This window comes from Erythrobacter sp. JB1-4 (genome assembly GCF_057365025.1).
Map to the genome: position 1 here is coordinate 584,459 of NZ_CP200292.1, position 22,256 is coordinate 606,714.

The window sequence follows — 22,256 nt, forward strand, 5'->3', positions numbered from 1 at the left end:
GTAATAAGAGGCTATGGCAGGAACACTGTTCGATAAAATCTGGGACGTGCATGAGGTTGCCAAGACCTCTGGCGGGGCGTCTTTGATTGCGATTGATCGCGTGTTCCTGCATGAACGTACCGGGGCATCCGCTCTCAAGCAAATGGCTGAGATGGGCCGCAAGGTGCTTGATCCCGCGCGTGTTTTTGCAGTGATGGACCATATCGTCGACACCCGTCCGGGGCGCGGTGATGGCACTTTGATGCAAGGCGGCGAAGGTTTCATCACCGAAACCCGCGCGGCGTGCAAGGCGGCTGGTATCACCCTCTTCGATGTGAACGACCGCGATCAAGGCATCGTCCATGTGATCTCGCCGGAGCAAGGCATTGTGCTGCCCGGAGTGACCTTGGTCGCGCCTGACAGCCACACTTGCACGCAAGGCGCATTTGGAGCGCTGGCTTGGGGCATCGGTTCTTCCGAAGCAGAGCACGCTATGGTGACGGGCACGCTGAGGCTCGATCGTCCCAAGACCATGCGTGTGAGGTTTAAGGGTACCCTCCCCGCGGGCGTCACAGCCAAAGACATGATCCTCACCCTGATCGCTCAGCATGGCGCTGGCGGCGGGGCAGGCCATGTGGTCGAGTTTGCTGGCGAAGCTGTCGAGGCGCTCGACATGGAAGCGCGCATGACGTTGTGCAATATGGCGACCGAGTTCAGCGCGATGACCGGGCTGATTGCGCCAGATGCCAAAACCTTCGAATTTTTGGCCTCGAGACCCTATGCCCCCGCCGATTTCAAAGATCCTTATTGGACAGCCCTCAAGAGCGACCCCGATGCGCAGTTCGACCGCGAAATCGTGATCGACGCCGCAAACCTCGCCCCAATGGTCAGCTGGGGCACAAGCCCTGAGCACACCGTCCCAGTGAACGCAAAAGTCCCACAAGGGCCGGAGCGCGCACATGAGTACATCGGCCTTACTGCAGGCGCTCCAATCGCAGGCACACCGCTTACCGCAGCGTTCATTGGAAGCTGCACCAACAGCCGCATCTCTGACCTGCGCCGCGCTGCTGCATTGCTTGAAGGTCGCAGGATTGCGCCCAGCATCACGAAAGCGCTCGCGGTCCCAGGATCGCTCAGCGTCAAACGGCAGGCGGAAGCCGAAGGGCTCGACAAAATCTTCAAGGCCGCTGGGTTCGAATGGCGGATGAGTGGCTGCTCTCTTTGCTTTTATGCTGGCGGAGAGGGTTTCCCCGAAGGCTCCCGCGTGATCTCCAGCACCAACCGCAATTTCGAAGGGCGCCAAGGCCCCGGCATCCGCACCCATATCGCCTCACCTGAAACGGTAGCGGCGAGCGCAATCGCAGGCGTCATCGCAGACCCACGCGAGATAGCGGTGGAGAAGACAGCCGCATGAGCGCTTTTCCTCAGCCCCTCACCAGCATTGCCGCGCCGCTCAACCCAGAGCGCTTAGCCGACAATGTCGATACCGACGCGATCATTCCCAGCCGTGAAATGCGCACCACCGGGCGCACGGGACTGGCCGAAGGATTGTTTGCTCCCTGGCGTTATCTCAATGCAGAAACGCGCGAAGAGAACCCCGAGTTCATGCTCAACAAGCCGGAGTATCGGTCTGCAAAAGTGCTGGTCGCAGGATCAAATTTCGGCTGCGGATCCAGCCGTGAACACGCCGTTTGGGCGCTGGCAGAATGGGGCATTCAAGCGGTCATTGCGCAGAGCTTCGCACCGATCTTCCAAGGCAATTGCATTCGAAACTTTATCTTGCCGATTGCACTGCCCCGTGACGCGTTGAGCAGCGTCGCAGGAAAAGAGGTCACCATCGACCTAGCAGCGCAAACCGTCGAGCAAACGAGTTTAGGCACTGGTCAATCGCACAGCTTCACCATCGATCCCGAAGCCAAGCAAATGCTGACAGAAGGCCTCGATGCGATTGACCTCACTCTCACACAGGCGAGCGCTATCGCCGACTGGACTCAAGCTGACCGCACCATGCGACCTTGGGTCTATCTGGAGAAATCATAATGACCGATATTCTCGTATCCGAAGTGGGCCCGCGCGATGGGCTCCAATCCATCGACCGGGTGATGCCGCTCGACGCCAAAAAGGCATGGATCGCTGCCGAAGCCGCAGCAGGCGTGCGCGAAATTGAAGTGGGGAGCTTTGTGCCGCCAAAATTGCTCCCGCAAATGGCCGACACTGCCGAGCTCGTTGCCTTTGCAAAAGGGATTGAAGGGCTCGACGTAGTGACGCTCGTACCCAACGCAAAAGGGGCACAGTTTGCGGCGGAAGCAGGCGTTGATGGGATGAGCATCCCCTTCTCCATGAGCGAAACCCACTCGATTAAGAATGTTCGCAAAGACCACCCTGCGATGCTCGAAGAAATCCGGACCGCTGCGGCGATTGCTAAGGAGCACGGCATACACTTTGCTGTTGGCCTATCGACCGCCTTTGGCTGCACCATGGAAGGCGCGGTTAGCGAAGACCAAGTGGTGCGTCTTGCTGAAAAGGCTGCCAAAGCAGGCGCGATGGAATTTAGCCTTTCCGACACCACTGGTTACGCCGATCCCGCGCAGGTTCGTCGCTTAACGCGCAAAGTGAAAGCAGCTGTGGGTGATGACATGCTCACCACCCTTCACCTGCACAACACACGAGGGCTTGGGCTCGCCAATGTGGTCGCGGGGTTGGAGGAAGGCATTACGACCTTCGATGCCTCTCTTGGCGGGCTTGGCGGATGTCCATTCGCGCCGGGAGCCAGCGGCAATCTGGTGACCGAAGACCTCGTGCTGATGCTCAATTCGATGGGCTGCAACACCGGGATTGATCTTGAGAAGCTCCTTAAAGTTCGCAGCATTGTGGAGGAGGCGCTTCCGGGCGAGCCGCTTTACGGCTTTACGCCCGATGCAGGGCCCATGCTCGACTACAAAGAAAGGGTGGCAGCATGAGCTCCCCAAGCCCCTTAGCCGGCATCAAAGTCGTCGAATTTACCCACATGGTGATGGGGCCGACGGTGGGCCATATCCTTGCAGGGCTTGGCGCAGAAATCGTCCGGGTGGAGCCCATTGGCGGCGACCGCACGCGGCGTCTGCTGGGCTCAGGCTCTGGCTATTTCCCGATGTACAATAGGGGCAAGCAATCGATTTGCCTCGACCTCAAAAGCGAGGAAGGCATCACGGTCGCCAAGGACCTTATCCACGGCGCAGATGTGCTGGTCGAGAACTTCCGGCCCGGCGCGCTCGACCGCTTGGGGCTTGACTATGAAAGCTGCTCCAAGGGCAATCCGGGCCTGATCTACGCCTCGGAAAAAGGCTTCCTGCCCGGCCCCTATGAAAAGCGAACCGCTTTGGATGAGGTTGCGCAGATGATGGGTGGGCTCGCTTATATGACAGGCCAACCGGGCAAACCCACGCGAGCAGGGGCCAGCGTAATTGACGTGACCGGGGGCATGTTTGGCGTGATCGGTATCCTAGCCGCGCTCGAAGAACGCCACCGCACAGGCCGCGGGCAAAAGATCACCGCGAGCCTCTTTGAAACCACGATATACCTCGTGGGCCAACATATGGCGCAATATGCGGTGACCGGCACCCCCGCCGCGCCCATGCCCGCGCGTGTGTCGGCATGGGCGGTGTATGACGTGTTTGAGACCCGCGATGAGCCGGTGTTCATCGGCGTTGTGACTGACGCGCTGTGGGAGAAGTTCTGCAAGCTGTTCGGCCTTGATGACCTATGGGCCAATGAGGCGTGGCGCGAGAACAACGCCCGCGTGATGGCCCGCAATGAGATCATCCCGCAAATCCGCGCCCTGATCGGCACAATGACGGCGGCAGAGGTGATCGAAAAGCTTGATGGCTCGGGCCTGCCGTTTGCGCCGATTGGCAAGCCTGAAGACATGTTCGACGACCCGCACTTGAACGAAGGCGGGCTTGAAGATGTGACGCTGGATAATGGCACGCAGGTTCGCCTCCCCACCATCCCGCTGGAGATGGATGGCAAACGGATCGGCGCACCGCAACAACTGCCGCAAGCAGGCGCCGACAGCCGCGCGGTTCTGGAGGCGCTTGGCTATGATGAGACGCGGATAGAGGCGTTGATAGAGGCAGGTTCGGTCGGCGAGACCTAGCTATCGAGGGCTGCCGAAACCTCAGGCGCTATTGTGCCAGCCGCCTCGTCAAGCACAGCGCGCTTGATGTCGAGCCGTTCGACCAAGCTTGCGCCGGGGATGAGAGAAGCCGCCCGGCGAGTGGCATCAAGAAGCATCGACTGGGTCGCAATGATGGTGGTGGGATGCTGGACCGCCGCGAGCCGCTCTTCAAGCCGGTAGGTGAAACCAGCATGGAAGCCCGCATTCATCGCCTCACCGTGGCGCAGATGCTCGACAAACATTGCGAAACTGCGCTCCATGCCTTGGCTCTCAACCCGGCGCGTGATGCCCCGCTCCCAAGCCGTTGCAAGGCTGGAGAGGTCGGGAGTGAAGTCCGGCGGCTTGGTGCTATCGATGAGCTGGGTGACGCGGGTCTCGGCATCGAACGCGGGCACGTCGATCAGTACCATTTTGCGCACTTTGGCAGAAGCGATGAGCGCCAATTCGCACGCGACAAGGCAGCCTGTATGGAAGCCAAGAAGATCAACCGGGCGGTCTGACGAGAGGTCTGCGATGACGCTCTCGATAGCCTTCGCATAGTCCTCAACCGCCGCGTCGAGGCGGTGCGGATCAGACCCACCATGCCCCGGAAAGTCGGGCGCGATCACCCGTCGGCCTTGCGCGAGATGCGGCATGATGGTGGTGAATGCGAGGCCGCTGAAAGGCGCTGGATGCAGGCAGAGGAGGTCAAGCTTGGACCCTGCCTTGCCGCACACACGCCGATGCACCTGACCGAACGGGCCGTCGGAGTACCCCTTGGTTATCGCATTCACGAACCGCTGCTCTCAATGAGCTGCACCTGTGCAAGGTAGCGTCGCCGCGTCATCGGCATCATCGCCAGCGGTATAAGCGCGAAGATGAAGGGTACGGCAGCGACTGCAAACCTCAGGTCGTCCTCGCCAAACACCTGGCTGGAGAGCTCACCCACGACGATTGGCCCGAGCGATCCGAACCAGCTGATCGCGAGGTAGTAGAGCGCGACGATCTGACCGCGCACTTGAGCAGGTGTAATGACCAGAAGCGCGGTGACGCCAATCGCCGAGACAATGCCGATCCCTACCGTGTTGACGCACAGCACTGCAAAAGCGGCCAAAGCGTTGGGCATGAACATCGGGAGCGCGGCGGTCGGGACCATGATGAAGAAGCCGATATACATGAGCCGGAGCGCTGCATCCGGCACACCTTTGGAGGTCCATTTGTCGGAAATCGTACCCATCAGCATCATATTGAGCGGCCCAATAATGAGGAGCGAGATGCCGTTGACGGTGGCGTAGGTCTGCGGCGACCAGCCCCATGTGCGTTCAAACACGGGTGCGAGGAAGCCTTGGCTGTAAGCAATCGCGGTCATGCAGCACACCACCATGACGAAGCCGAAGTAGAGCGCAAAATTGTTCCAGATATACTTGAACGCATCGCCAATCCCATTGCCACCGATCACCTCATCGCTGGTCTGAGCGGGCCTGCGGGCAGGCTCTCGGATGAAGAGAAACAGCGCGGCGAAGAACAGGCCCGGGAGGCCGACCACGATCAGCGTAAAGCGCCAAGGTTCAAGCTCACCGAAAAGCGGCAGGCTCTGGTTGCCACTTGCCGCCGTCCACGCGATCACCGCGCCCGATAAGAGCGAGGCAAGCCCTGCCCCGATCGGCAGAGCGCTGGAGTAAAAAGCGATGGGTTTGCCGCGTTTTTCAGGCGGGAAACTGTCGCCGATCATGGAGAAAGTCGCAGGGCTCAGCGTTGCCTCACCGATCCCCACACCCATGCGCGCGGTGAAGAGCTGGACGAAGTTTTTGGCCATGCCGGTTGCTACCGTCGCAGCCGACCAGAGCGCCATACCGATGGCAACAATCCATGTCCGACGCCCCCGATCAATGAGCCAGCCCATAAAGATGCCGACAAAGCCATAGACCCATGTGAAGGCCGACAAGAGCCAGCCGATTGCCCTGTCCGACAAGCCAAACTCGGCCTTAATCGGCTCGATCAAAAGCCCGAGAATATAGCGGTCGACGAAGCTGAAAATATAGGCGAGCGTGAGCAATACGACGAGCGCCCAGCCCGCGACTGCACTGGGGTAGGCCTTTGAATCAGCGTTACTTTCAGAGCTCATTGCTGGCCTTTCGGGAAGTTGTATATGACGATCAGATTGTCATCGAAGTCGACAATTCCGATCTCGCGGCCCACCCTTCCATCAGGGGTCTTGAGCACCTCTTCCTCATAGACAGTAAGACCAAGCTCGCGCGCGCCCGCCATTACAGCGTCGGGGTCATGGGTCTCGAGCACAATCGCGCTGCGCCGCGGGTGCGGGACAGGGTCCATCGCGACTTTCCCGATCTCGGTGAGAGCCATCACCCGGCGCTGTCCGGGGAGGTTGAGGGTCACAAAACCAAGCTCAGCCGCATCAGGAATATCGAACACGGGCCGCGAGTAGCTGTTCGGGTTGTCGCCCAGCCGGTACTCAACCTCGAACCCAAGCACGCGCTCATAAAAAGTCAGCGCTCGGTCCAAATCCGCTACGATAAAGTTCGCTCTTTGAAAGCGGACGGGGGCTTCATCACTCACAGCCATTCTTCGGGTTCTCCACACACTGAGCAGCATTGGACGCCGACATTGGCGCCGTAATATAGGTTAGCGAGGGCGCGGGGCATGGCCGCAAAGCCCTCTTCGATGTCTTGGACGGGTTTGAGGCGTCCATCGGAAATCCAGCCAGCGATGTCCTCCATCACCTCTTCCCAGCGGTCCAGGTGATTGTAGACGAAGAAGCCGCGCATCACGCTGTCGGTTGCTCTGAGCCGCGTGTAGTTGGAGAGCTTGAAGGGCTCATCGCGCGTGTATTCGCTGATCGAACCGCACAGAACGACGCGGGCGTGCATCCTGAGGCGTTCGAGGCAAGCTTCCAGCGTCTCCCCGCCGACATTGTCGAAGTAGAGGTCGATGCCATCGGGCCGCAATTCGTCGAGCTTGGCCTCGATATCGTCCGACTTGTAGTCAATTGCTGCCGAGCAGCCGTGCTCGCGAATGAAGGCGCATTTTTCTGCGCCGCCCGCCATACCGACCACGTCGCAACCTACCACATTGGCCGCCATCTGGCTGACCATGGAGCCCACGCCTCCTGCGGCTCCGGATAAGACCATACGGTCGCCCTCGCGCGGGGAACCGCAGGCAAAGAGGCCAGCGTGTGCAGAAAGGCCGGTCATGCCAAGCACCCCTGCACCAAGCGCTGCGGGAAGCCCGTTGTTGGGCATGCGAAAGAACTTTTCTTGGGCGCTCATGCGGCTGACCTTGTAGGTCTGCCAGCCGGTCTGGCCCTGCACCATCTCGCCTTCGCGCCAATCGGGGTGGCGAGACTTAATGACCTGAGCAACGCCGCGTCCGTGGATCACATCGCCAATGCCCAGCGTCGCATCGCCTGTGCGAGCCGTGCCTTGCATGTAAAACCGCATCACTGGTGCGAGGCCAAGGTAGTGGGTCCGCAGCAGCACCTCCCCTTCAGCAGGTTCAGGTATGGGTTCGGTATGCCAGCCAAAATCCTCAGGTCTTACATTGCCATCAGGCCTTCGCGCGATGCGCCATTGGTGGTTGACGTCCTCGCTAAACCCTTGCGCCAAGTGGACATCAAACGCTGAGAGGGCTTCGGGCAAGTTCACGCTTCGTGGATCCGAAGCACCTGATTAACCTCAAAGAAATTACCGTCCAGATCCCAGAAGCTTGCCCCCATCATGTCCTTCTTGCGGCCATCAGCTCCCGTGACAGTCCATTCCAAAGGCTCTGCGTGAATGCGCGAACCAGTAGCGCGGGCTCGCGCAACCGTTGCTTCCGTGTCCTTGGAGGCAACCACGAAAATCGGCGTTCCAAAAGGTATCTCGGTTGGCAACTGCGCAGGAACATCGCTGCGCACCGGGTCGACCCATTGGAGAAGGCCGATCATGCCAATCTCGTCGTGCTCGGCCTTCATGATGACAAGGCGGGTCTGATCCCCCTTCTTGCCCGATGCCAATTGATTGCCCGACAGCGTGAATGGCGTGTCCATCCAGCGGCTCATGCCAAGCACACTCTCGTACCATTGCGCCGCCTTCTCCGCGTCGCGCACTATGACCGTTGTGCGCTTGATGACGTCGATGCCCGCCCCCTCAGGCATTGAGCGCCTCCGCGATGCTAGGCGCTTCGATCAGCAACACCTGACAATCGGCTATCCCAGCGCGCAATTTCTTAGCCTCGCCATATTCGGGGCTGTCCCAGAACGCCTTGGCCGCCGCTTTGTCGGGCCATTCGGAGATCACCATGGATGCGCCATCGCCAAATTCGCCTTCGAGCAATTCCGCACCCGGGCCACGCAAAATGTAGCGCCCGCCAAACTTAGCAACGAGCGCGCCAGCGGCAGCACCGTAGCCTGAGATGAAGGCATCGCGGTCGGCGATTCTAGCGGCGACGATCATATAGGCTGGCATGTGAGTTCCTTTGAGTTGCTATTGGGCACGCTCGCGCAAGACCTTCGCCTCATCGGTGCAATAGAGGGAAACGCATTGGTGATGGAGGATGTACTCGCCCGGTTTTGAGCCCCAGATCGGGTTCATCTGCTCATCAAAGCCACGCTCCGAGGTGGCATACACGCCGCCATGGTAATAGCTATCAGCACCGATCCGAATATGCGCCTGACGCCGCTCGGAGAAAATGAGGCATGTCGCGGGGTCCACCTTGCCGCGCCAACGGCCAGCTTCATCTTTAAGCCATACCTGATCGCAGCCCTCCGGCAGGGCTCGCTTAAGATCATCCTTGGTTATTACATAGAGTGCCGAGGAGTCCTTCCAAGCACTCTCGAAAAGCTCTGGCTCTTTAAACACGTAACTTCGCTGAATGACTTCGCGGTTGTCTTCAGACACAATCATGTGATGGAGGCGTTGACGGTAGAGTTTTTGCTCCGCGCCTGTGTTCAATTGGCTGTAGATCCATATCCCATGCTCGCCGACCACCCAAGTGGCGACGCGCTGATCGATGATCGTTGCATCGCTGTTGTCCTTGGCAGTTGCGTAGCTGAATGAGAGCACTTCCAAGAACCGCACGACCTCCATCCAAGGTGCGCGATCAGAAGTGTCCGCATCGGGCTTAGCCAAAGCAATGTGTGGAAACGCTGCAAGAGCGATCAGCAAAGCGGCGAGCCGACGCACCATCATCGCCCGCTTGTCCAGCGGGTTTTCGCCCGTAGATATCGCCCAGCATCTTTGGTGTCGGTCGGCTGATAGTCTTTAAGCAGATTGGGGCCGTAAGGACTACGGTATTGCTCAAAAATGGGCATCACCAATTCGCTGTGCACAATCGGCTGGCGGTGGCGCGCGCGGAAGCTTGCGATGGGAATGCGGCCATAGATGAGCGTTTCATCATCGGTCTCGGAACGCTCGAAGAACTCGCCGTCTGGGCCAACCATTCCAGCGTATCCTGGGTTGGAATCGGCGAGATAATATTTGTTTTCTGGCGAGGCTGAGTTGTTTGCGATGGTCGAGTACACGCGGTTGTACATGGAGACGGCTCGAATGTCGGTCTCGTTGTAATTGCCGGTTGCGGTGCGCAGCATAATCTCTGCGCCTTTCATGGCGGCTGCCCGGAACAGTTCGGGCTCCAATTGCGAGGAGCTGGTGTAGAGATTGCCAAGCGGGGTCTGGATCACCGGAATGACCGCGTCCCAGCCATAGCGCTCCACATATTCGTCGAGGACGTCATAGATCGTTGTGGTGAAAAGCTCGCGCCCGCCGGGGAAGAAGCCTTTGAGATTGCGTGCCTTCCAATCCTTGGCGATGATCTCGCCTTGGTCGTTCAGGATCGTGGTGATGGACAAGAGGCGCGTGGGCCAATCCGGGTCGCGCACGTAGGAACCAAAGCTGATGTAACTGCCATATTCGCGCGCCTTCGCGCTGAGCATTTCGGTCTCTTCACCGGGCAGCTCAATCGCGATCTTGCGTGCGTCGTTTAGGTCCCAGACATGGCGATAGCCGGTGATCGGAAACTCGTGGAAAGCGATCAGATCCTTGGAACCCGAGAAGCCGTTCGCAATGTCGATCACATCGCACATATGCTGGACATTGGCGCGGCGCGTCTGCGCAATATTACCAAGCTCAACAGGCACCACGCGGGTCTGCGCTACTGCAATGGATATCGTGTCTTTCGCAAGCAGGACACTGGCGTACCTGCCATCTGAGCGCATTTGCACCGGATCGCCGGGACTGCCCGTTGCAGCTGCTGCTGGCGAGGCGAAAGCTGTCCAGTCGATGGCCGTAGCCGCCGCGACACCTGCTCCAGCGCCCAAAAGAGCGCGGCGGTTTAATCCGTCAGTATCCTTAGCAGCCATGTCCCCTCCCCTCGATTTTGCGAGAATGCCTCTATTCGCGCGACAGTCTCTCCACGACGTCCATAATCGGCGGGTCTTCTGCTTCCATCGCCTCAACGTGCTGCTGGAACCCGCGCATGATCCGCGAGACATAGGCGCGTGTTTGCAGGCCGCGTTCTTCGCCTGATTCCCGGTCGGGTTCGTAGCCCTCAATATCTTCGCGCCTTACTACGCCGTTCTTATCAAGCAGTCGCTCGACCGTGTCCTGCCGCTCGCGCAAGGCAGAGACTTCCGCCGCGAGCGCAAAGACGGTCGAGTAAAGGCGATCAAGCGCAGGGTCTTCAAAATACTCGGGCCGCTTACCCTTGGCGCGCTTGCCGGAGAGCGAGACCCAGTCGATGGGATCGCTCATGCAGCGGCCTCATGAACCATCGGCTTCCACGCACCGTAAGCGTTCCAAATGGCAGCGCGGCCAAAGTCCTCTTCGCCCTCATCAGGAGACGGCGGGAAAATCTCAGGATCAACCACGGCCCGGACCCCTGCCACGAATTGGTTTTCAAGGGCAAAACCAGCCTGCGCCATAACCTGCTTCAAGTCCTGCCCGTGCATCGCCGACCAGAACGGCTCGTTATTGTTGAAAGCGTCCCAATCGCGCATAAACTGTTCAAACAACGGCATTTCGTCCGAATATTGCGGCTGCTCAATGTGCAGGATTAGGCCCCCCGGAGCCATCACTCGGTTCGCCTCGGCAAGCAGTTTGGGCATCGCCTTGGACGAGAGTTCGTGCAGGAACATGGTCGTCTGAACCCAATCAAACTCACCATCGGCCCAGCGCGAGAGGTCCTCACCCGAGGCCTGCACAAATTTGATGTTGGTGACACCCATCGCAGCAGCGCGCGCCGCGCCGTAGCGAAGCGAAGCACCAGCGGTATCAATCGCGATCACCTCAGCATCAGGATAGGCCTGAGCAATTGGCACGGCATTGTGGCCCACGGTACAACCGATATCGAGAATGCGTTTGGGCTGCCAATCGGGGCGTTCTTTTTTCGCCCATTCGACAACCGCCTGCCCGCCGCCATCATTCAAACCGCCCAGCGCGCCTCCAGTCGTTGCAAACAAGCCTATGTCGTAATTCGCGCCCACCGTCACATCACCGCGCCGCTCTTCGGTATGATATCCGCCGGGCTGACAGTGGATGTCGACCGCCGTTTGATAATACGGCTGCTCCACCGACGGGTCGAGTTCAAGAAGGCCCGAATGCTCATTAAATTGCGCGGCCATCGCATCGAGCTCGTCAAGCTGACGCAGCACGGCTTGGCGACCATTATGCTGGCGCATCTCCATCGAGTTGCGCTTTAAAGCCGACCACATACGGTGCCAGTCGTTCTTAATCATGCCATCGCGGATTTCATAGCGATGCTCAGGGTCGCGGCCATGCTCGGCGCGAAAGGCGGGAAGAACCTGGTTCTCATAAGCAAGCTTGTTACCAACACCCACTTCGCCCGAAAGGTAGCGATTGAAATGCGTCAAGAAATTGAAACGCGCCGCCTCGTCGTGGTTGGTGCGGGGCATCATCGGATGGCGGGTTAGCGCGGTGTACGGTGGGGGAAGATCGGAAGCCATGCCTCTACCTCAAAAGTTGTCCGGACAAATTTGCATGTCCGTGATGACTATGTCAATCGCAAAGGGGCATCGTCCAGCTCGATTTTCGTTTTTGCTAGCCAATATCCCTCCCCCCGAATTTTCGAGGCGAAGCATTCGAGCCGATTTGCACCACTTTAACGAGGCTAGCCGGGTGTGTGTCGTACAGGATAACGGCGCATGGGAGCGCTTACTCGCTCGCTTCCTTAGTGCGCGGCTCCCGCCATGATAGGAAGCAGAGGCTGAGAACACCAGCCGCAAACGACGATGTATTGAGGCGGTGCTCAATAACGCCTGAGCGCACAGATTTCGTTCGAGTAAAAACTCTGAGAGCGGGGCAAGGGCTCTCGCACAAATCCTCGCTGCACGCAGATGACTGTCACGCGGCTATCAAAAAGCGCTAACCTAGGACCAAAATCCGGTCCTTTGTTCGAGCGCGTCGCGCAGTGGCGCGCGTTATTCTACGCCGCGAACTATTCGTCGGCCAGATCTTCTATCAATTCTCTTGAGACAGCCCTTTCAAAGGACTCTTGCTCAGGGGTCAGGTTGTCATTCACACACGACTGCTGCGGGAACAGCCCGATGGCCGGGTCACATCCCACAACCAGTCGCAGTGTGAACGGGTACAAAGTCATGCTTAACGCTGAACCCGGCCAGAACCATCGCCGCTCATCAGTTTTTCAACCTCTGGCACAGTCACGCGGTTAAAGTCGCCCATGATCGTGTGTTTGAGCGCAGATGCCGCCACAGCGAACTCTAGGCTTTGCTGGCGGTCTTCATAGGCGTTGAGTCCATAGATGAGCGCTGAGGCGAAACTGTCACCGCCGCCAACACGGTCAACGATATCGGTAAGTTCATATTTTTTGCTGAGCTTGAAGCCGCCCTCGCGGGTGCGAAGGCAAGCTGACCAATTGTTGCGGTCTGCACTTAAGGACTCGCGCAAAGTGATGGCGATGGTGTGCATATTGGGATAGATGTCGAGGACCTTTTGGCCCAGCGCTTCATACTTCTTGGTATCAAGCTCGCCGCTCTCCACATCGACATCAACCGAGATATCGAGCGACTTTTGGCAGTCTTCCTCGTTCGCAATGCCAACGTCGACGTATTTCACGAGCTCACGCATCACTTCTGGCGCGGTCTTGCCGTACTTCCAAAGTTTGCCACGGAAGTTGAAGTCACATGAAACCGTTACGCCGGCCTCTTTCGCCGCTTTGACACAGGCCATCGAAAGGTCGGCCGCCGATTGACTGAGCGCTGGCGTAATGCCGGTGATGTGGAGCCATTTGGCGCCTTTGAAGATCGTAGGCCAATCAAACTCATCCATCCCTGCATTGCAGATAGAAGAGTTCGCGCGGTCATAAACGACCTTTGACGGACGTTGGTTCGATCCTGTTTCCAAGAAATAGATACCAACGCGGTCGCCCGAACGGCTGACGTGCGCTGTATCAACGCCGAACTTGCGCAGTTCCATGATGGCGTTTTCGCCTATGTCATTGTCGGGAAGCGCGCTGACAAACCCTGCATCAAAGCCATAGTTGGACAGCGCAACCGCGACATTTGCCTCGCCGCCGCCAAAGGTTGCTTCAAATTCAGGGGATTGGAAAAAGCGTTGGTGGCCCGGCGTTTTAAGCCGCAGCATGATTTCACCAAAAGAGAGGAATTCAGCCATGGGGAGGAGCTTTCATTCAGCGAGCGGCCTGTGCAATTGACACAGCTTCGCTCGCAAGGGTTGTGATTTGGGAATAGTCGCCCGATGCGACCGCTTCCTTGGGTGTAAGCCAGCTGCCACCGCAGGCGATGACGCTGGGAAGGGCTAAGAATTCAGCCAGATTGTCTGCCGATACACCGCCGGTTGGCATGAAGCGCATTTCCCGGAACACCGAAGAGAACGCTTTCAGCATTGGCACACCGCCTGCCAGCGATGCAGGGAAGAATTTCACCTCACGAAGCCCAAGCGCATAAGCGCGTTGGACTTCGCCGGCGGTCATAGTGCCGGGGTAGAAAGGGATGTTTTCTGCAAGGCAATATTCGGCGATCTCATCGACAAGACCGGGTGATACGATGAACTGCGCACCGCTTGCCCGGACCGATTTGGCCTGATCAAGGGTCAGCACAGTCCCCGCGCCAACGATCAGGCCTTGCGTCTCTGCAAGGATTGCTTCCATGCCTTTTTGCGCGTCCGAGCTGCGCATAACGACTTCGATGACCGAAAGACCACCATCGGCAAGCGCCTCGGCCGTCTTTACAGCGCGGCCCGCATCATTTTCACCTATGAGCGGCACCACTGGCGCAGCTGAAAGGCGGCTTGTCAGTTCTTCTCGCATTGCGTTCTTTTCCAATTACGAGAAGGCGAGGCCGCCGTTGATGTCGATGTTCGCGCCGGTGACGAAAGATGCTTCGTCAGAGGCGAGATAGGCGACGAGATCAGCGGTTTCCTCTGCTTTGCCTTGGCGGCGAAGCGGAGTTGAATTTGCGACGTTCTCACGCGCTGCATCAGGCGTGAACTTGTCGTGGAAAGTGGTCGCAATCATGCCAGGGCACAGCGCGTTCACGCGGATGCCTTTGGGGCCAAGCTCTTTGGCAAGGCCGCGGGTCATCGTCATCACCGCGCCTTTGGACGTGGCATAGGCAATCGCCCCGCCTCCGCCGCCATCGCGGCCTGCCAGCGATGCCAAGTTCACAATCGCAGCGCCCTCTTTCATGAGAGGCACAGCCGCCTTACACGCGAGGAAGGTTGAGGTGGCGTTCAACTGCATGACGAAGTTGAAGAACTCCTCGTCCATCTCTTCCAAAGTCTTGCGCGCAACAAGGCCGCCTGCATTGTTGACGAGGATGTGAACCTCATCACCGAAAGCTTCAGTTGTGGCAGCGATGAGAGCGTCCACGTCAGCAGGCTTGGTCACGTCAGCTTTCACCGCGATGCCTTTACCGCCCGCTGCTTCCACGGCGGCAACCGTTGCATCGGCGTCCGCTTGATTGCTGTTGTAGTTCACAACAACGCTTGCACCTTCGGATGCGAGTTTAACGCACACTGCGCGGCCAATATCGCGGCTTCCACCGGTCACTACGGCAACTTTGCCAGCAAATTTCATAATCGTTCCCCCTTAAGGAATGTCTGCGGCCTTAGGCCGATTTTGGTTTCAATGGTTTGATTTCGGGGCACAGGATGAGCACCGAAAGAACAGTCGCAATCGCAAGACCAGCGCCGACGATGAACGCGGGCGCGTAGCTATTCACTGTGATTGCTGGGATCAGGAAGTTCAGACCCACAACGGCAAGCTTTGCAGCGGTGCCCGCATAGCCGGCCAAAGTGCCGACCGATGCGCCGCTGTAAAAGTCGCTGGGTAGTGTCTGAATGTTGCCGACAGCCGTTTGGAAACCAAACAGGATTGCCGCCATCATAAGGACCGCGATAAGCGGCGTGGCTGCTTGGGTGGTCGACAAAAGCGAGACCAGCATGATCACACCGCCAAGCGCGATCACCGATTTGCGCGTTTTATTAACGCTCCACCCGGACTTAATTCGATTGCCAGCCAGAAGCCCGCCGAACCAAGCGCCAAACATGGCGCCAACATAGGGTATCCAAGCGTAGACCGCGATTTCCTCGACACCAAAGCCGTAAGTCTTGGCAAGGTAAATCGGGAGCCAACCCACGAACAGCCACCAGATCGGATCAAGGAAAAAGCTTGCAAGGATCACGCCCCAGCTTTCCTTGCGGCTCAAGATCTCAGCTGACCCCGGCGCGTAGGTCGCAACCTCATTGGTTTCGACATTGCGTTGACCGGTCAAGATGAACTGGCGCTCTTCCTCGGTAATCCAAGGGTGCGCGTCAGGACCGCTTTTGTAAACGATGAGCCATGGGATCAGCCACAAGAAGCCAAGCGCACCAATGGCGATGAAGGTCGCCTGCCAGCTGCCGAGCCATACGAACAGCAGGCCGATGATCGGGGCAGACACGATGCCGCCAATGGCGGCGCCTGAGTTGAAGATACCTTGCGCAAGAGCGCGTTCGTCAATCGGGAACCATTCAGCATTTGCCTTGGTCGCGCCGGGCCAGTTGCCCGCTTCCGACACACCCAAAACTGCACGAAAAACCGCAAAGCTCAAAAGCCCTTGGGCAAAAGCGTGGAGGATGGTTGCAGCCGACCACACAACGATCGAAAGGACAAACCCAAGCCGTACGCCGATCCAGTCAAAAATCTTGCCAAAGATCGATTGACCAAAGGCATAGGCAAAGGTGAAGACGTTGAGAATGATCGCATAATCATACTCGTCAAGATCAAGCTCTTTGGAAATCTCAGGCCACAAAAAGCCCAAAGCACCTCGGTCGATATAGTTGATAATGGTCGCGAGGGCGACAAGCCCGACGATCCAGAAACGCAGCTTTCCCTTAAACATCGCCTTATCCCCCTCACCCAAGAAATCTTCGCGAAGCGGGCTGAAGGTGTCGATCAGAACGCCTGCTTCCAGGCACACTGCGCCGTGGTCGAGATGTGGCGCGATGTAGAAGCTGTCACCAGCCTCCAGCACCTTTTTCGTCCCGTCGATAAAGACCTCAAACTTGCCGCTTTCGACATAGGTTGATTGGCTGTGCCGATGGGAATGGACATCGCCCACGGAGCCCTTTTCAAACCAGACCCTGACGATCATGATTTCAGGCCCATAGCCGAGGATCTGGCGCGATATTCCGCTTCCCAGATCCTCTTTGGGTGTATCCTTCGCGACCACGAAGGGCGGGCTTTGCGCCTCTTTCACCATTTCCATTCCCATCTCCCGTTATTCTTTATCCGTCAGCGCGACGACGCCCGCAAACCCTGTCCAAGCGACTGTATCGCCCTCAATAGTGACGCTGTGCGCCGCCTTCGGATCAGGATTGTGCGAAACCGCCACCGCGTAGCGCTGCCCTGATTTCAGGGTCAGGCGCAAAATATCCATGCCGCCCACGCGCGTATGCGTGAGGTCCGCGACAAGGCTGCGGCTGTCGAGCGTCTGCTCGGCCGCGCCGTCATAGCTGCCGTGCGCCTCGATGAGGCTGGCGAAGCTCACCGCGCCCTCGCGCTGCGCGCGCAGCATCAAAAGCGGCTCGCGGCGAAGGTTGAACTCAGGGTCATTCGCACCGCTCTCTCCAAGGATCGCGGTAACTGGCCCGTTGGCTGCAAAGCGGTAGGTGTAAAACCGCCCATCAAGGATCCACGTCAGCGCGCCCTTGCCATCGTCTAGCGCGCCGGTCGCGTCGACCCAGATGTGCTGATAGCCATTATCTGAGCCAAGCACCGGGCGTTCAGCGACATTGCGCTGCGCGTCGAAGTCATATTCCATGATATGACCCGAATAATGCAGCGGCAGATCATATTGGTGTGCATCTCCGCTTGAGGCGTGCACAAGATCGATCACCAAAGGCTCTTCCAAGCCGGGGATCGAAGGCATCAAAAGCGTGCGCTTCATCGAAACGCCCGGATAGGCGCTGTCGATCATGCCGCTTGAGACCTGAAGTCCCTCAGCATCAGAGAAATAGGTTTGCGTTGGCCAGAATTTATCGGCGTATTTGCCATCACCGTCGAAGTGGCTGGTCTCGTCAACAACCAGAGTGTTGTGTGCGACCGATGACTTGGCCCAAGTCTCGTTCTCAGGCAGATAGCGTCCGCCGCGCTTTGCCTCGATGTTGAGGAAACGCGCCGCACCATAATCGCGCACGATCTCGTTGCCATTGTCGTACATTTGCCAGGCGAGCTTGTCGAAGTGGCCGTGACCCATGCCTTGCGAGCTGTTTTTGGCAATCAGCACGGTGGCCGGTTCGCCTTCCGCATTGGCCTTGCCTTGGCGAAGGACAGCGACCGCGCCCTGATCACCTTCGGGCCCGTCTGTCAGCAAAAGCGAGCGGAAGGGGAAGGGCTCTGCCTTACCCGCCGCCAGGTCCTTTGCCACCATCGCCCCGCCGGGGGTGAGGACAGTGCGCCCCTGAAAATCAGCAATCGACAAAAGCGCCGGATCGCGGGTTTGCTGATAGGCAATCGCAACGCCTTCATAGAGCTCAGCTGTGCGCAGGCTCTTGTCGCGGATCGCATCATTGAACGGGAAGAAATACCCGCGATAGCTCAGCTGAACGGTGGTACGCAGGGCCTTTAACAAGATAGCGTCGCGGTGCTTGAATATCTCGCGCTCAGGCTCATTACGCTCAATCGCATTGGCGAACACAAGGAAGGGAAGCAGCGCGAACCGCTGATAATATGGCCCTTCGGTGTAATACCCATCGGGAGAAAAAGCAGTTCCGTCTGGCGGATGAAGCCCGCCTCACCGTTTTTGTCAGAGCCCAACAGCGCGCGCTCGACCAAATCCTCGTCGCCAAGGAGATAGCCTGTCATCCCCACACCAGCGGTTGCCCACGTGGCGTGGTTGTGGATCCGGTCAAAGGTTGCAACCGATTCCACCGATAGGAAATGCGCCGCAGGGCGGAACACTTGATCGTCGATTTTCTGACGCTCAGCCTCGCTCAAGGTGTCGCGGATATTGCCGTACCCTTGCACCGCGTGGACCAGCCACATGGCATCGTTCAGGACCTGCCAGAAAATGCGGCCCGAATATTGGTTCGCTTTCGCCGGGTGCTCACCCAATGTTGGGTAAAGGTCGGCATATTCGAGCAGCATATCGCGCACATATTCACGGTAGCGCTCATCGCCGGTGATCTCGAAAAGCTGCCCACCTTGGTAGATCGCGCGGAAATTGCGTTTGTGCTGTTCGTGGGTGTAGCCGCCGCCGGGGTCTTTGGGCTGTGGCACGACAACGCCGTTGGCCATCATGCCATCGACAAAGGCGCGGGCCCGATCCATTTCTTGCGCAAAAAGCGGCGCTTGCGAAGCGGCGCTCTCATGAGCGTCATTTGCATGACCATCAGCCGCCAGAGTGACAACGGGCACACTCGCCAAGGCGAAAGCGGATACAAGTGTAAGGGCGCGCATTATTGATCGCCTCCATCTGCAAACTCATTGCCCGAAAGCTGCGCGCGGTGCTCTCCATCAAAGATCAGCTCTTCGAGTAGAAACGCGGCAGTGCTCGCAAATGCGTTGTCGTTGATCTGGGTCTTGGGCGTGCCGACAGTGTGCACCACCCGGAACGGCGCAGAGGCGCTGACCGCATTGCTCTCAATCGCGGCGATTTGAACGCCGTGAAGGTGAACCGACCCACCTGTGCCATTGGTTGGCGCAAGGCCCACATTGTGCAAAGCATTGCCAGAAATCGTGACATTAGGACCAAAGGTGCTCTCATCGCGCCCGCCGCGATAAATGCTGGCGATAGGCCCGCCGATATTGGCAAAGGCATTGCCCGAGATGTCGAGATATTCGACATTGTACTGGCCGTAATCCTCTGTCTCAGCCGATGCTGAGACGATGGTGCCAGAGATGTTTTCAAACGCGCTGTTCGTGATGGAAACGCTGTCAGCCAGAGTGCTTTTGCCAAGGGTCATGACACTGAAAGACTTGTTCACATCAAGATTGCGCACTGTGATCTGATCAAGCTCAATCCGAAGGTTCGATTGGATCGGATACACCCCGGTGCGGATCATGGAATTACCAACGGAATCGGGCGCGCGCACGCCATCAATCGCAAGACCAGAAAGCTTGAGATTGCCGCCTTCGCGCAGCTCAAAAAGCGTCGGCCGCGCAAATTCGATAACCGTCTCTTCCGCGCCCGCACCCACAATGGCAAGCGCCGTTGCGAGCGGAATGGTGCGCTCGGTCACATAGGTGCCTGCGGTAAGCTTAAGGACATCGCCGGACCCCGCCGTCATGGCGGCCTGCGCCAAAGTGCCTTGCCCGGGAGCCACTTCGATCACTTTGCCAGAAGAGCCGAACTCTACGGGATCGCTGGGCTTGGGATACCAACTTGGCCCGACCTCATTAGGGCCCAAGACCTTCAGATCGCGCGGCGCACCCACCGATGCAAGCGCCGGGTCCACGGGATAAAGGAGACCATTCTCGCCGCGCACCATCTCAACTGAACCTTGCGGCAGATCACCCAGCTCAGCTGCGACCCCGCCTGCACCCACCTGGTTGTCAGCGAAGGTGAACCCGGAAATGTCGTCATAGACTTCGAGGAAGGACTGCCCCTCCAACCCGCTCAAAAGGTTGTTTTTGAACGTAGAATTGCTTGGCGCAGCGGAGCGTTCTTCATCGGCACCCACGTTGAACGCGACCCGGCGGCTATCGACGATCGTGTTGTTGTCGATTGCAGCGCCCTCAACCTCTACATAGCGATTGACCGGCGAATTGGGCACGCCGTTCATAATGGCAAGCGCGCTGGAGAACGCCTCGCCGCGAAGCCCCTCCATATAATTGCCGCGCACCGTCTGACCGCGGTTGATGACCCGAATGCCGCCGGTGTAATCCGCGCCGCCGCCCAAGAACACATTGCCCTCGACGACATTGTTGTCGCCGTGGCGTAGGGTCAGCGTCCCGCGCGCTGCGCGAAAGACATTGCCCCGGAACACATTGCCGCCAGACTTAGAGGAAATGATTTCCACCTCGCCGCCGGTACGGTCAAACATGTTGTAGGCAACAAGTGTGTTCGAATTGAACATCGAGTAATGGCTGGTCCCGACACGCAGAGTTTCCCCGCCATTCGACCCCAGCACCGCGCGCGGGCCGAAATAATTGCGCTCAATCCGGTGATTGTTCTCGCGGCTTTCCTCTGTGTCGAGGCGCACCGCAAGCGTCACACCCTTATTGGTTTTGCCCCCGAGGTAGTTGTAATCAAAGCGATTGTTTTGACCGTAAATGCCGACCCAATAGTCACTTTCATACCGATCAGGCTTGCTGAAGCCATCGATGACGACCTGCGTCACACGAGAATTGCTGGCCTGATCTTCTTTCGAGACGCGGAACGAAACGACTTCGCCGCGCGGGCTATACCCATCGCGAAACACAAGGCCGCTGACGGTTACGAACTCGCCGCCGAGCCGCAGACTCGACTGTCCGGTGAGGATGACCTTGCCAGGCTCCTCAGCCATAAGCTCAATCGGTGCGTCTTCGCGACCCTCACCTGTGATGACCAAATCGAAATCGCGCCACTCGCCATTGGCTAGGACGATCTCATCGCCTGCCTCAACCTTGGCCAGCACCTCGGCGTATTCAATCTGAGTTTGAACAAGGTATTGATGCGCACTCAGCGGCGATGCCGGCAGGCACGCAGCAGCAATCACAAGGCTCACCCTTGGCATCATGCAAAATTTCCCTCGTCCAAACTTATTGGGAGGGAGTATAGCTCAGACCAATCGGGTGTCAATCAATCTGGCATATAGTTTTCAGTGTTTTTGTCGTACCAATATGGCTAGGCAATTTTGGAGGCTGCTGCAAAACGCTCGCGGCTTTTGGACGCCTGAGCTTGCAACTCTTCCATCGCCATTTTCTCTGTCGCATCCAACATCGCTTCGATCAAACGGTGGAAGTGCTCACGCATGGCATTGCGCGCAGCGGAAGGATCACGATCGCGTAATGCAAAGAAGATTGCCTCGTGCTCCTCGGTGCGCGATTCAGCATCGTGAACGCAGACAGCCTCGTAGGTGGCTTTCACTTCCGGGATATCTTCGCGCATCCGCCACAAGGAATTGACGGTATGGATCATCGCAGCATTGTTGGAAGCTTCTGCGATCTTAGAGTGAAATTCCTCATCAGCCTCGTTTGCCGCTTGCTCGTCACCGGTGCGCATTTGTTCGATGAGTTCGCCCAAGCGTTCAATGCCTGCATCTGTAATGTTGTGGGCCGCAAGCGCCGCCGTTTCCGATTCCACCAAAAGACGCGCCTCGGTCACCTCAAATGCGCTTGCCGATGGCAGCGACGCCGCGTTTTCCGGCTTCTTCTCGCTGACATAAACACCTGAGCCTGTCTTGATCTCAAGGCGACCAATTGCTTGCAGGGCAATTTCAGCTTCGCGGATCGTCACGCGGCTAACATTAAGTCGTTCGGCAAGTTCGCGCTCACCCGGAAGGCGGGTTCCAGGAGGGAATGCTCCGGCATCGATCAGCTCCGAGATCTGCTCGGCAACGGATTGGAAAAGTCGCTTACCACTCATGCAATTACTCCGACGAAACGCTTATCCAGTGTAATACCAGTCTAACCCCATAGGTTTGAAGGAGCGCCCAGTCAAAAATGGCGCAAAAAACAGGCGGGCCGC

22 protein-coding genes are annotated in these 22,256 nt (G+C 58.0%); 4 read left to right on the forward strand and 18 right to left on the reverse strand.

The window, feature by feature from the left end; genetic code table 11:
- Nucleotides 1–13 precede the first annotated feature (13 nt).
- Genes AC0V61_RS02630 through AC0V61_RS02645 form a run of 4 tightly spaced genes read left to right on the forward strand, consistent with a single transcriptional unit; the run spans nucleotide 14 to nucleotide 4,114 of the window.
- Complete coding sequence (locus AC0V61_RS02630) at nucleotides 14–1,393, forward strand: 3-isopropylmalate dehydratase large subunit (protein ID WP_486155723.1); 1,380 nt, start codon at nucleotides 14–16, stop codon at nucleotides 1,391–1,393.
- The gene (leuD, locus tag AC0V61_RS02635) at nucleotides 1,390–2,019 is read left to right on the forward strand and encodes a 3-isopropylmalate dehydratase small subunit (protein WP_486155724.1); all 630 of its coding nucleotides are present in this window, start codon (nucleotides 1,390–1,392) and stop codon (nucleotides 2,017–2,019) included. The genes AC0V61_RS02630 and leuD overlap by 4 nt, the downstream gene beginning before the upstream one ends.
- Nucleotides 2,019–2,939 carry a hydroxymethylglutaryl-CoA lyase gene (locus tag AC0V61_RS02640; RefSeq protein ID WP_486155725.1) on the forward strand — a complete coding sequence of 307 codons (921 nt, stop codon included), beginning with the start codon at nucleotides 2,019–2,021 and terminating at the stop codon, nucleotides 2,937–2,939. The genes leuD and AC0V61_RS02640 overlap by 1 nt, the downstream gene beginning before the upstream one ends.
- On the forward strand, nucleotides 2,936–4,114 hold the full coding sequence (locus AC0V61_RS02645; RefSeq protein WP_486155726.1) for a CaiB/BaiF CoA transferase family protein: 1,179 nt from the start codon (nucleotides 2,936–2,938) through the stop codon (nucleotides 4,112–4,114). The genes AC0V61_RS02640 and AC0V61_RS02645 overlap by 4 nt, the downstream gene beginning before the upstream one ends.
- On the opposite strand, the gene AC0V61_RS02650 is transcribed toward AC0V61_RS02645, so the two are convergent.
- The 18 genes from AC0V61_RS02650 to AC0V61_RS02735 all read right to left on the reverse strand — a co-directional run bounded on the left by AC0V61_RS02650 (nucleotide 4,111) and on the right by AC0V61_RS02735 (nucleotide 22,154).
- Nucleotides 4,111–4,908 (reverse strand): alpha/beta fold hydrolase, encoded by a 798-nt coding sequence (locus AC0V61_RS02650; RefSeq protein WP_486155727.1) that lies wholly within the window; start codon nucleotides 4,906–4,908, stop codon nucleotides 4,111–4,113. The genes AC0V61_RS02645 and AC0V61_RS02650 overlap by 4 nt on opposite strands.
- The gene (locus tag AC0V61_RS02655) at nucleotides 4,905–6,239 is read right to left on the reverse strand and encodes an MFS transporter (protein ID WP_486155728.1); all 1,335 of its coding nucleotides are present in this window, start codon (nucleotides 6,237–6,239) and stop codon (nucleotides 4,905–4,907) included. Before AC0V61_RS02655 ends, AC0V61_RS02650 begins: the two co-directional genes overlap by 4 nt.
- Nucleotides 6,236–6,697, reverse strand: a complete 462-nt coding sequence (locus tag AC0V61_RS02660) for a VOC family protein (RefSeq protein ID WP_486155729.1) — start codon at nucleotides 6,695–6,697, stop codon at nucleotides 6,236–6,238. The genes AC0V61_RS02655 and AC0V61_RS02660 overlap by 4 nt, the downstream gene beginning before the upstream one ends.
- Nucleotides 6,688–7,776, reverse strand: a complete 1,089-nt coding sequence (locus AC0V61_RS02665) for an NADP-dependent oxidoreductase (protein WP_486155730.1) — start codon at nucleotides 7,774–7,776, stop codon at nucleotides 6,688–6,690. The genes AC0V61_RS02660 and AC0V61_RS02665 overlap by 10 nt, the downstream gene beginning before the upstream one ends.
- Nucleotides 7,773–8,267 (reverse strand): VOC family protein, encoded by a 495-nt coding sequence (locus AC0V61_RS02670; RefSeq protein ID WP_486155731.1) that lies wholly within the window; start codon nucleotides 8,265–8,267, stop codon nucleotides 7,773–7,775. The genes AC0V61_RS02665 and AC0V61_RS02670 overlap by 4 nt, the downstream gene beginning before the upstream one ends.
- Nucleotides 8,260–8,577, reverse strand: a complete 318-nt coding sequence (locus AC0V61_RS02675; protein ID WP_486155732.1) for a DUF1330 domain-containing protein — start codon at nucleotides 8,575–8,577, stop codon at nucleotides 8,260–8,262. Before AC0V61_RS02675 ends, AC0V61_RS02670 begins: the two co-directional genes overlap by 8 nt.
- Before the next feature lie 18 nt (nucleotides 8,578–8,595).
- A complete protein-coding gene (locus AC0V61_RS02680; RefSeq protein ID WP_486155734.1) occupies nucleotides 8,596–9,300 on the reverse strand; it encodes a chromophore lyase CpcT/CpeT in 705 nt (234 codons plus the stop codon).
- Nucleotides 9,297–10,469 carry a nitrilase-related carbon-nitrogen hydrolase gene (locus tag AC0V61_RS02685; RefSeq protein ID WP_486155735.1) on the reverse strand — a complete coding sequence of 391 codons (1,173 nt, stop codon included), beginning with the start codon at nucleotides 10,467–10,469 and terminating at the stop codon, nucleotides 9,297–9,299. The genes AC0V61_RS02680 and AC0V61_RS02685 overlap by 4 nt, the downstream gene beginning before the upstream one ends.
- A gap of 31 nt (nucleotides 10,470–10,500) precedes the next feature.
- The gene (locus tag AC0V61_RS02690; RefSeq protein WP_486155736.1) at nucleotides 10,501–10,860 is read right to left on the reverse strand and encodes a hypothetical protein; all 360 of its coding nucleotides are present in this window, start codon (nucleotides 10,858–10,860) and stop codon (nucleotides 10,501–10,503) included.
- Complete coding sequence (locus tag AC0V61_RS02695; RefSeq protein ID WP_486155738.1) at nucleotides 10,857–12,071, reverse strand: class I SAM-dependent methyltransferase; 1,215 nt, start codon at nucleotides 12,069–12,071, stop codon at nucleotides 10,857–10,859. The genes AC0V61_RS02690 and AC0V61_RS02695 overlap by 4 nt, the downstream gene beginning before the upstream one ends.
- Nucleotides 12,072–12,726: 655 nt before the next feature.
- A complete protein-coding gene (locus tag AC0V61_RS02700; protein WP_486155739.1) occupies nucleotides 12,727–13,758 on the reverse strand; it encodes a PfkB family carbohydrate kinase in 1,032 nt (343 codons plus the stop codon).
- Nucleotides 13,759–13,774: 16 nt separating this feature from the next.
- Entirely contained in the window at nucleotides 13,775–14,413 is a 639-nt protein-coding gene (locus AC0V61_RS02705; protein WP_486155740.1) for a bifunctional 4-hydroxy-2-oxoglutarate aldolase/2-dehydro-3-deoxy-phosphogluconate aldolase, read from the reverse strand.
- Between the two features lie 15 nt (nucleotides 14,414–14,428).
- A complete protein-coding gene (locus tag AC0V61_RS02710) occupies nucleotides 14,429–15,181 on the reverse strand; it encodes an SDR family NAD(P)-dependent oxidoreductase (RefSeq protein WP_486155741.1) in 753 nt (250 codons plus the stop codon).
- A gap of 31 nt (nucleotides 15,182–15,212) precedes the next feature.
- On the reverse strand, nucleotides 15,213–16,853 hold the full coding sequence (locus AC0V61_RS02715; RefSeq protein WP_486155742.1) for an MFS transporter: 1,641 nt from the start codon (nucleotides 16,851–16,853) through the stop codon (nucleotides 15,213–15,215).
- Between the two features lie 12 nt (nucleotides 16,854–16,865).
- Complete coding sequence (locus tag AC0V61_RS02720; RefSeq protein WP_486155743.1) at nucleotides 16,866–18,284, reverse strand: heparinase II/III family protein; 1,419 nt, start codon at nucleotides 18,282–18,284, stop codon at nucleotides 16,866–16,868.
- Nucleotides 18,212–19,045: an alginate lyase family protein gene (locus tag AC0V61_RS02725; protein ID WP_486155744.1), complete on the reverse strand. Its 834-nt coding sequence runs from the start codon at nucleotides 19,043–19,045 to the stop codon at nucleotides 18,212–18,214. The genes AC0V61_RS02720 and AC0V61_RS02725 overlap by 73 nt, the downstream gene beginning before the upstream one ends.
- Nucleotides 19,045–21,306, reverse strand: a complete 2,262-nt coding sequence (locus AC0V61_RS02730; protein ID WP_486155746.1) for a polysaccharide lyase 6 family protein — start codon at nucleotides 21,304–21,306, stop codon at nucleotides 19,045–19,047. Before AC0V61_RS02730 ends, AC0V61_RS02725 begins: the two co-directional genes overlap by 1 nt.
- A gap of 107 nt (nucleotides 21,307–21,413) precedes the next feature.
- Nucleotides 21,414–22,154, reverse strand: a complete 741-nt coding sequence (locus AC0V61_RS02735) for a FadR/GntR family transcriptional regulator (protein WP_486155747.1) — start codon at nucleotides 22,152–22,154, stop codon at nucleotides 21,414–21,416.
- Nucleotides 22,155–22,256 lie beyond the last annotated feature (102 nt).

Excerpts from the sequence above, each read along its gene's own strand:
- AC0V61_RS02630 (WP_486155723.1), top strand. The coding sequence starts at position 14 with ATGGCAGGAACACTGTTCGATAAAATCTGGGACGTGCATGAGGTTGCC.
- leuD (WP_486155724.1), top strand. The coding sequence starts at position 1,390 with ATGAGCGCTTTTCCTCAGCCCCTCACCAGCATTGCCGCGCCGCTCAAC.
- AC0V61_RS02640 (WP_486155725.1), top strand. The coding sequence starts at position 2,019 with ATGACCGATATTCTCGTATCCGAAGTGGGCCCGCGCGATGGGCTCCAA.
- AC0V61_RS02645 (WP_486155726.1), top strand. The coding sequence starts at position 2,936 with ATGAGCTCCCCAAGCCCCTTAGCCGGCATCAAAGTCGTCGAATTTACC.
- AC0V61_RS02655 (WP_486155728.1), bottom strand. The coding sequence starts at position 6,239 with ATGAGCTCTGAAAGTAACGCTGATTCAAAGGCCTACCCCAGTGCAGTC.
- AC0V61_RS02660 (WP_486155729.1), bottom strand. The coding sequence starts at position 6,697 with ATGGCTGTGAGTGATGAAGCCCCCGTCCGCTTTCAAAGAGCGAACTTT.
- AC0V61_RS02670 (WP_486155731.1), bottom strand. The coding sequence starts at position 8,267 with ATGCCTGAGGGGGCGGGCATCGACGTCATCAAGCGCACAACGGTCATA.
- AC0V61_RS02675 (WP_486155732.1), bottom strand. The coding sequence starts at position 8,577 with ATGCCAGCCTATATGATCGTCGCCGCTAGAATCGCCGACCGCGATGCC.
- AC0V61_RS02680 (WP_486155734.1), bottom strand. The coding sequence starts at position 9,300 with ATGATGGTGCGTCGGCTCGCCGCTTTGCTGATCGCTCTTGCAGCGTTT.
- AC0V61_RS02685 (WP_486155735.1), bottom strand. The coding sequence starts at position 10,469 with ATGGCTGCTAAGGATACTGACGGATTAAACCGCCGCGCTCTTTTGGGC.
- AC0V61_RS02690 (WP_486155736.1), bottom strand. The coding sequence starts at position 10,860 with ATGAGCGATCCCATCGACTGGGTCTCGCTCTCCGGCAAGCGCGCCAAG.
- AC0V61_RS02695 (WP_486155738.1), bottom strand. The coding sequence starts at position 12,071 with ATGGCTTCCGATCTTCCCCCACCGTACACCGCGCTAACCCGCCATCCG.
- AC0V61_RS02700 (WP_486155739.1), bottom strand. The coding sequence starts at position 13,758 with ATGGCTGAATTCCTCTCTTTTGGTGAAATCATGCTGCGGCTTAAAACG.
- AC0V61_RS02705 (WP_486155740.1), bottom strand. The coding sequence starts at position 14,413 with ATGCGAGAAGAACTGACAAGCCGCCTTTCAGCTGCGCCAGTGGTGCCG.
- AC0V61_RS02710 (WP_486155741.1), bottom strand. The coding sequence starts at position 15,181 with ATGAAATTTGCTGGCAAAGTTGCCGTAGTGACCGGTGGAAGCCGCGAT.
- AC0V61_RS02715 (WP_486155742.1), bottom strand. The coding sequence starts at position 16,853 with ATGGAAATGGTGAAAGAGGCGCAAAGCCCGCCCTTCGTGGTCGCGAAG.
- AC0V61_RS02725 (WP_486155744.1), bottom strand. The coding sequence starts at position 19,045 with ATGCGCGCCCTTACACTTGTATCCGCTTTCGCCTTGGCGAGTGTGCCC.
- AC0V61_RS02730 (WP_486155746.1), bottom strand. The coding sequence starts at position 21,306 with ATGATGCCAAGGGTGAGCCTTGTGATTGCTGCTGCGTGCCTGCCGGCA.
- AC0V61_RS02735 (WP_486155747.1), bottom strand. The coding sequence starts at position 22,154 with ATGAGTGGTAAGCGACTTTTCCAATCCGTTGCCGAGCAGATCTCGGAG.